This window comes from Actinomadura soli, from assembly GCF_005889715.1.
Taxonomy (GTDB): Bacteria; Actinomycetota; Actinomycetes; order Streptosporangiales; family Streptosporangiaceae; genus Spirillospora; species Spirillospora soli.
The window spans coordinates 1-5823 of sequence record NZ_VCKW01000374.1 but is presented as its reverse complement, the minus strand read 5'-3'; the positions used below and the strand labels follow the sequence as shown (position 1 = coordinate 5823).

3 protein-coding genes are annotated in these 5823 nt (G+C 64.9%); all 3 read right to left on the bottom strand.

What is annotated here, in order from left to right; genetic code table 11:
- Window positions 1–478 precede the first annotated feature (478 nt).
- Genes ETD83_RS38460 through ETD83_RS38450 form a run of 3 tightly spaced genes read right to left on the bottom strand, consistent with a single transcriptional unit; the run spans window position 479 to window position 5123 of the window.
- Window positions 479–667 carry a DUF2283 domain-containing protein gene (locus ETD83_RS38460; RefSeq protein ID WP_171064681.1) on the bottom strand — a complete coding sequence of 63 codons (189 nt, stop codon included), beginning with the start codon at window positions 665–667 and terminating at the stop codon, window positions 479–481.
- A gap of 26 nt (window positions 668–693) precedes the next feature.
- The gene (locus tag ETD83_RS38455; RefSeq protein WP_138650115.1) at window positions 694–3675 is read right to left on the bottom strand and encodes an RHS repeat-associated core domain-containing protein; all 2982 of its coding nucleotides are present in this window, start codon (window positions 3673–3675) and stop codon (window positions 694–696) included.
- Window positions 3639–5123: a LamG domain-containing protein gene (locus ETD83_RS38450; RefSeq protein WP_230421477.1), complete on the bottom strand. Its 1485-nt coding sequence runs from the start codon at window positions 5121–5123 to the stop codon at window positions 3639–3641. The genes ETD83_RS38455 and ETD83_RS38450 overlap by 37 nt, the downstream gene beginning before the upstream one ends.
- Between the last annotated feature and the right edge of the window lie 700 nt (window positions 5124–5823).

Sequence of the window (5823 nt, the reverse complement as noted above, 5' to 3'; positions counted from 1 at the left end):
TCCGGAACCCCACGCCCACCAGACACCCGCATCCCGACCGGCGGCAGACCCGACCCCCTCCGGTACGGCGGCATTCCAGGAGGCGGCGAACCAGCGGACGGCGTCACCCCAACATCCTTCCGCGCCACCCACCCCCAAGCCAATGCCTCGCCCAGAAGAGACCACTTCGCGCCTCACCCACGCCCACCGGCCACCACCCGCGAGGGACCGGATGGCCCTGTCACAGCGACAGGTGAAGTTCTCACCGTCCCCATGGGCTGTATACGACATGACGGAGATGGTCCTGTTCTGAGGCTCGCGCGCGGCGAAAGCGACGAGCGCCTCACCGAAACCGCCACCCTCCCGAGCGACCCGCCCGACCAGCGACTCTGGAGACAGGCCGATCAACTCGGCACTGTGCCAGAGCAACGCAAGGACAGCCCAGACACTTCAGGAACGAGATAAAGCTATATAAGAACTCCGAACGATCGGTGGCGAGTCAGTCCTTGAGGAGCCCCCAGCCGCCGAGAATCTCGATACCGAGCAGGTGGTCATCGACGGAGAAATCGAATATGACCTCCAAGTTCCGCGTCCTCACCCTGAACGATTCATTCTTTACGGACTCGCCGGGAAGAATATCGTCGGCGAGCTGAATGTACAGTGCGTCGACCTCCGTCGAGATTCGCACCTTTGCACTTCGCTCCACACTTTTCGTCAATTTCGCCCCACAGACACCACATGCCCATTACTGTTGACCACTACCCAAATATTCTTGGTCTTGTACTTGTGCGTACCAGGTCTATTCCCTCTCCTCTTCTTTCCGTTTTCCACTGTTTGCTCCACCATGTCCTCCGTCAGACCCCGCTCTTCCATCTGATCTCTGGCGTGGGACGAATAACTCCGTACACAACCACGGTTGTGGACGAGGACCGAGTCGTTACCGACCCCTACATGATAGGTGTGGGTGTTGGCGATGGTCAGGTTGTGGACGCGTTGGTGGTGGGTCGTCCACAGCTTGGTGGCGGTGATCTGGACGTAGGTGCCGACGCTGGTGCGGAGCCACATGCCGGGTTTGAGATCAGCGGCCTCGACCCAGGCGTCGATGTCGCCGGCGACCCAGAAGGGGTGGGTGTCGGTGGCTATGACGACGCCGGATCTGTCGACGAGGGCTCTGGTCGATGTGGACCCCTCGGTTTTCAAGGGTACGAAGGTGGCGTGGCGGTCGACCGTGATCTGGACGAGGTTCTTGTCGCCCTTGCTGGTGATCGTTCCTAGGACGGGTTGTGCCCTGGTCTCACCCGTCTCGGGGTCGGTGGCGATTACTTCGTCTCCGACCTCGACGGCTTCGATCGGTTTCCGATCGCCGTTGGCCATGAGAACCGTCGTCCCTGGCACGAAGCTGCTCCGGCAACTCACCTCTGGGGCTTTTCCACGCTTGGGGGGTTTGTCCGCTTCCGGGACTTTTCCGGAGCTGGGAGGTCTGCCCCCTCCAACGCCGCCAGGATGACCACCGGCGCCCTCCTGGCCGGGAATGAATCCGGCGAGGCCGAGTTTGAAATAGGCGCTGTTGGAGATGTGGCCGCATTTGAAGCCGCCAATTTTGCAGATCAGCTCGCCGAACCGTGTGAGGATGTCGAGATCACCGGGAGCACAGGCGCCTCTTGCCCGGCCGGCCGCACCGGGTATGCAATCCGGCAGCGGTTCATGCTTGTCGACCCATAGACCGCTCTTACCCCTCTCGAGCAACGCCTGTAGGAATGCCGCACGGTATGCCGCGGCGGAGCTCGCGTTGATGATGACGCGGCTGATCTTTACTCGAACCGGCTGCCACATTCGGCGGGCGGCGTCTGCGGCTCTCCTCGGTGATGTGCAGACGTCATGACCGCAGCCGCCGGTCGTGGCCGGTTTGCTGTGGCCGACGTTTATCACACCGGCGCCGCAGATGTCGGGTGGGCATTGGCCGTCGGGGTCGGCGTGCGTGACGGGGTTGTTGTTGGAGTAGCTGTAGCCGTTCATCTGCTGGGGGTCGGCCTGGTCCATGATGGGGTCGACGGAGATGAAGCGGCCGGTCTCCGGGTTGTATTCGCGGGCGCCCAGGTGGGTGAGGCCGGTGGGGTCTTGGGTGCCGCCGACGAAACCCTTGTCGTTCGGCCAGGTGGCGTCTTCGTCCATACCGCGGATGGAACCGAAGGGCGTAAGACGGCGAACTGTTCCGGCGAGGGTGGCGGCGTTGACGGCGACCTGGGCGGTGCCCTGATGATCGTCCGTCAAGTAGGTGACGTTGCCGTCGGACGTGCGCATCGCGACGATCTGGTCGGCGAAACTGTAATAACGGGTGCCGGTCGCGGTGGAGGCGCCGTTGAAAGCGCGGAGCTCGGTGCCGCCCGGCAGGTAGAGGGTGGTGCCGCCGGGATCCTTGCGGATCAGGCGGTTGCCGTCAGCGTCGTAGATGAAGGTCGCATCGTTACCGTTCTCGGTGACCTTCGCCAGCTCGCCTTCGGTGTTCCAGTCGAAGGTCTGGGCGCTGGGGGCGGGGCTGCCGTCGGCGGTCTGGATGGTGGTGGTGTTGCCTGTCGCGTCGTAGGTGTAGCCGTCCGTGCGCTGGCCGGTGGGTCCCGTCTCGGTGACCTGGTTGAGGCGGTTGCCCTGCCCGGGGGGCGCGTAGGCGAAGGTGCGTACGGTGTCGGCGACGCCGCCGATGCCATGGCGCGTCTCGTTGGTGCGGTTTCCTGCTTTGTCGTACTTGAAGCTGTGCCAGTACGGGGCCGGGCCGCCGATCAGTGAGCCGGCCGGTTCGGCGGCGCAGGCGTCGGTGCTGCCTTGTGTCCAGGCTTCGGTGAGGCGTTGCAGGTGGTCGTAGGTGAAGCACTGGTTGTCGACGCCGTCGTCGGAGGTGTCGGTGATGGACGTGACCGTCCCGGCGTCGGTGTAGTGGTAGAGCGCACTGCGGGCGAAACCGTTGATGCCTTCGCGGGAGGTGTTGGCGCGTTCGAGGCGCTGCGTGCCGTACTGGTAATGGAAGGTCTGGAAGGCGCGTCTGCCGACCGGGCCGAAGTCCATGATCTGGACTTCACCGGTGGCCCGGTAGGTGACGTTGTCGATGTAGGTGCCGAGACTGCTGGTCAGCCGGGTGGGACGGGCGAGCGCGTCATGAGTATTGGTGAGCGTTTCGTAGGGCAGGCCGCCGGCGACAGGGGGTCTAAGGGTTCGCAGGGTTCCGTCGCTGTTGTATTCGGAGACCGTGGAATAGGTTCCGGCGAGCGGGCCTTCGGCTTGCGGAATGGTGACCGTGGCGCTGCGGACGCGTCCCAGAGCGTTGTATTCGCGAATGTTGCTGACGTATTGGGCATTGTTGTAATAGCGAGTTGCACCGGCTGCCAGGCCCTTGCCTAGTTTTGCGGTGTCGTAGTCGAAAGAGGTCAGCAGCGGGCCGTCCGCCGTCCCCTCGCGGGTGGCGGTCTTGCGGCCGAGGCCGTCGTAGCTGGTGAAGATCTTCTTGCCGCGGGCGTCGGTGGTGGAGATCACCCGGTCGAGGTCGTCGTAGCCGAAGGTTGTGGTGCCCTTGTCGGGGTCGGTGGTCTGGATCTTCCGCCCGCGCACGTCGTAAGTGGTGGTGAAGGTGTTGCAGTCGTGCTCATCGAAATCTCCGTGGACGGCGACTATCGGTGCGGCGGTCTGGTCGTCGGCATTTCGCATCTGGATCTGCCAACTCCCCTGCAAGGCCGGATCCGCACCGGGGACGTAGCGCAGCGCGAACGCATCGGTATTCGCCCCGGCCTGGGAGAAACGGTCACCGGCTGCTGAGGGCGTCCAAGGGGTGGACGCACCCAGCCCGCGATCGTGAAACTCTGATCCGTCTTCACCACGTTCGCCGCACTCTCGGCGAACGCCTTGGTGGTGGGATCGAGTTGAAGGCCCGCCACGGCGGTCAGGCCGATCCCGGCACCGTCGACGATCGCCGCGCCATTGTGCAGCGACAGCGCGGGCGAGCCCGCCGGCCCCTTGAACGCATCGTCCACCGGCTCCTGGTTCAGCACCCACCGGGCCTTGAGCACGGGGTGCTGGGTGACCATCTCCTGGGCTTCCTGCGGGCCGATGATCCGGTCGTAGACGCGGACGTCGTCGACCAGGCCGGGCCAGTGGTCGGCTTGCAGTCCAGCCCACTTGCTCCGGCCGATCTGGAATCCGCCATCGGCAAGCCAGAGCGAGGAGACGTCCGGGCTCTCGGTTCCCGGGTCGCCGTTCACATAGATCTGCAGTTTTCCGGAGTTCCGGTTGTACACCCCTACCAGGTGGGTCCAGGAGTTCAGGACGGCGGGTTCTTTCGAGAACGCCTGGTAGGCGGTGGTGTCGTCACCGGTATCGACTTTGACCCTGGAGAAGGCCCACTTCTGATAGGCGGCATCGTATTTGAGGTAGAAACCGCTCCTGCTCGTGCCGTCCTGGCTGAGTACCGTCCGGGTGCGGTCGCCCTTTTCCAGGCGGACCCATGCCGATACCGCGAAACTGCGCATGGTGTTGATGAGGGGACGGTCGGTTCCGGCGTGGGCCTGGGTCATGTCGTCGAGCCGCATGGCGGTGCCCGCTTGCCCTGCGGCACCCAGCGCCGCCCCGCCCTGCAGGGTCGCCTTCCACGGATCCATGGGGCTGTACACCCGCATCTTGCCCGCCGGCTCGTCCATGTTCCAGTGCGCGGCCATATTCGCCCCAGCGGGGTTCGCGCCGCCGGCGAGTTGCTGAACCTGCTCGCCGGACAACGCCTGGGTGAACGCCTGAACGTCGTCGATGGAGCCCGGCCAATAGTTCACAAAGGCCCGGTTGTAGAGGCTGCGGCCGATCTCGAACGCGCCGTGAGACACCAATGGTGTGCCCGCATCCGAAGCAGCCTGCAGTTGTCCGTTCACATACAGTCGTAGTTGTGCGGCGCTTTGGTCGTACACGCCGGTCAGGTGACTCCATTCCCCGACGGGGAGCGGGACATCGTCGGTGGCCTGCTGCCAGGGTCCGCCTCCGCCGTCGGTGTCGGTGGAGGGCTTTTGAACACCGGCATCCCCGCCGGATCGATTCCCAACTGGAACGCGCTCTGGAACGTGGAGTTCTGGGCCAGGATGTTCACCATTCCGTACTGGGTCGGCTTGGCCCAGGCCGACACCGTGAAACTCTTGGTGGGGTCGACCAGCGGAAGGGTGCTCTCGGCGAAGCCATAAACGCCGTCCATCGACAGCCCGGTACCGTGCTTGCCCTCACCACCCAGCGTCGCCGACCCTGCCACGGACGCCGAAAGACCGGGACCGGTCGAGGTCACCGCGGTGGATCCGGCGCCCTCATCCAGAGTGAAGCGCGCTACCGGGTCGGCTCCGGCGTTGGCGAGGAACTCGTAGGAGACACTGGCGCCCTTCTGGCCCGCGGCCGAGAACGCCTCGACCTCCAGGACGTTCGGGCCCGAGCGGGTCGGTGCCAGCTCCACCACCTGCGCCGCCCCGTTGGTGGTGGCGACACTTCTGATCGCGACACTGTTCAGGGTGAGCTCATACCGGCTGGCGACCCCCTGCGAGTCGGAGATGACGAACCGTCCGGCCTCCCCGACACCACCGCGCCATACCCCGCCCTTCGGATACTCCTGCGAGGTGACGGTCGGTTTCCCCGGAATCGCCGGGTCGTAGTAGAAGTAGCAGCCGGTCTGCGCGCCGGAGTAGCTCCAGGGCCCCCATTGCTCCCCGTCCCAGGCCCGCACCCCCCAGCCGATCTTGGTGCCCTGCGGGATCGTCGGCGGCAGCGGCTGCTCGAACCTGCTGCCCGTGGTCTTGGCCGGGGTCAGCGCCGAGGTCCACTTCTCGCCCCAGT

Bases quoted from the DNA above. Each gene is read 5' to 3' on its own strand.
- ETD83_RS38455 (WP_138650115.1), bottom strand. From the start codon at position 3,675: ATGCGAAATGCCGACGACCAGACCGCCGCACCGATAGTCGCCGTCCAC.